The organism is Microbacterium sp. (assembly GCF_036277215.1).
Classification (GTDB): domain Bacteria; phylum Actinomycetota; class Actinomycetes; order Actinomycetales; family Microbacteriaceae; genus Microbacterium.
Genome location: NZ_DASUNI010000201.1, coordinates 1 through 2,224, shown reverse-complemented (window position 1 = coordinate 2,224; position 2,224 = coordinate 1). Strand labels below are relative to the sequence as shown.

Here is a 2,224-nt window from a genome sequence, read left to right as displayed (position 1 = left end):
TCAGCGAGTCGATGGCGACGGTGAGCGCGAGGACCAGCGCCGCGTCCTCCCCCGCCGCGACGTCGACGCCGTAGGCCTCGCGCACACGGAACCACTTCTTGGAGACCGTGGCGACCGTGTCGCCGTCGCGCTCGATCTCGTACTCGTGGTCGACCACGTTCCCGTGCGCCTTCATGTCGGCGCCGTGCTCGACGTCGATGGCGAAGCGATCGCGGATCCCGACCAGCGCCTTGTGCACGGTCGCGACGGTGTCACCGTCGCGCTCGATCGCGATCTTGTCCCGGATGCTGAGCTTGCGCTCCTGGATCCGGGCCACCTCGACTCCCGCCGTGTCCTCCAGGACGAAGGTCTTCCGGATGCGGAACGCCTTGCCGTCGACCTTGAACGCCCGCTCGCCGCGGTCGTTCTCGATCCAGTAGTCGTCGCCGATCGACAGCAGCTTCTCGCGCATGAGAAACCGCTCGCCGCCCGGTCCGTCCGCCCCGCGTCGCAAGAGCCCCATGGCGTGAGCATGACGTCCCCGCGTCGCCGACGCATCACCCGAACCAGGTGAATCCGCGGCGGCGCGCGGCCGGCGTCCACGGGATCCGCCTCGGGCTCAGGTTCGTGCCGGTCTGTCGTCCTCGCCGTAGATCAGGATGCCGTGCAGGATGTAGATGCACAGGGCGAACACGGCCAGCGACCACCATGGATTGCCGTCGCCGATCGACAGCAGCGCCGCGAGCGCGCCGAGGCCGGCGCCCACGACCCCGATGATGCGACCGAATGGGTTGCCCACGAACAGCGAGAGGCCTCCGACGATCTGGATCACCCCGAGGATGATCAGCACCCAACCCATGGTGTTGAGGTCGGTGAGGATGTACCGCTGATCGTCGACGAAGATGTTCGCCCCGTCCAGCGCGCCGAACCCGTAGATGATGTTGACGAGCCCCGCGATGATGAGCAGCGTCGCCGCGAAGAACGCTCGGCCGATGCCTTGCATCCGTTCCTCCTGAGATCGATTCGAGCGCACGGAGTCGTGCGCCGAGAGCCGAGTACAGAGGTGTTGCCGGCGCGGCGCGTCATCCCGATCAGGTGACGGGGACCCGGCGCGTCGCCCCAACCCGGGCGCTTGGCGGCCCGAGCCGACCGTCCATGGCGGGGGCGCGGGCACCCCGGCGCGCACGGGTGCGGGCAATATTGAGCAGGCAGCGGTCATGGCGGACGCTCCAGCGGATCCCATGACCTCGGCCCTGGCGACGATCGCGGCGCTGCTGATCGCCTACGCGACCGTCTCGCGGCGACTGCAGCTGGCCAACGTCTCGGGCGCGATGTTCTTCACGACCGCCGGCGTCCTCGCCGGGCCGGTGCTCGGCCTGCTCGACCTCCACGTCGAGGGCGAGCTCGTGAAGCGCCTCGCCGAGATCACGCTCACGCTCGTGCTGTTCGGCGACGCCGCCCGGATCTCGCTGCGGGCACTGCGTCACGAGTTCGCCGTGCCGCTGCGGCTGCTCGGGATCGGCCTGCCGCTCACCATCCTCGCGGGCGCGGCCGCCGGCGCCGTGATCGTGCCCGGCATCACGTTCGCCGAGGCGCTCGTGCTCGCCGTCGTGCTCGCCTGCACGGACGCCGCGCTCGGGCAGGCGGTCGTCTCCGACGAGCGGATCCCGTCGCGGATCCGGCAGGGGCTCAACGTCGAGAGCGGCCTCAACGACGGGCTCTGCGTGCCGCTGTTCTTCATGGCGATCGCGCTCGCCGAGGCCGACAGTGGCACCATCTCGGACCACACCGCCGCCGAGCTCGTGCTCGAGGAGATCGGCTACGGCCTCGTCGGAGGGCTCGTCGCCGGCGTGATCGGCGCGCTCGCGCTCCGCTTCGCCACGCGCCGAAGCCTGATCGAGCCGCACTGGACGCAGATCCTGACCGCCTCCGCCGCCCTGCTCGCCGCCGGCATCGCAACCGGGCTCGGCGGCAGCATCTTCATCGCCGCCTTCGCCGGCGGCTTCCTCTTCGGGGCCTTGCGACACGACGCCGGCGGTGAGGTCACCTACCTCGTCGACGAGGGCGGCGAGCTCTTCAGTGCCGTGACCTTCATCGTCTTCGGCGCGCTCATCCTCGGCCCCGCGCTCGATGAGGTCACCTGGCAGGTCGTCCTCTACGCCCTGACCAGCCTCACGCTGGTGCGGATGGTCCCGGTCGCGCTCGCCTTGCTGGGCACCGGCGCGCGTGCGCCGACGGTCGCCTT

The 2,224-nt window shown here is 70.3% G+C and carries 3 protein-coding genes; 1 reads left to right on the top strand and 2 read right to left on the bottom strand.

The genetic code is table 11. From position 1 onward, the window contains the following. Together VFX99_RS10230 and VFX99_RS10225 are read right to left on the bottom strand one after the other, a co-directional pair. Window positions 1-502 (bottom strand): LURP-one-related/scramblase family protein (locus tag VFX99_RS10230; RefSeq protein ID WP_329666190.1); only part of this gene is annotated, 502 nt, incomplete at its 3' end. A gap of 96 nt (window positions 503-598) precedes the next feature. Beyond that, window positions 599-982, bottom strand: coding sequence for a DUF7144 family membrane protein (locus VFX99_RS10225; protein ID WP_329666189.1), 384 nt, complete (start codon window positions 980-982; stop codon window positions 599-601). Between the two features lie 238 nt (window positions 983-1,220). Here VFX99_RS10225 and VFX99_RS10220 point away from each other — a divergent pair. Beyond that, the coding region (locus tag VFX99_RS10220) for a cation:proton antiporter (RefSeq protein ID WP_329666188.1) at window positions 1,221-2,224 on the top strand (1,004 nt) is incomplete at its 3' end.

Coding starts and splice junctions, on each gene's coding strand:
- VFX99_RS10225 (WP_329666189.1), bottom strand. CDS start 982: ATGCAAGGCATCGGCCGAGCGTTCTTCGCGGCGACGCTGCTCATCATC.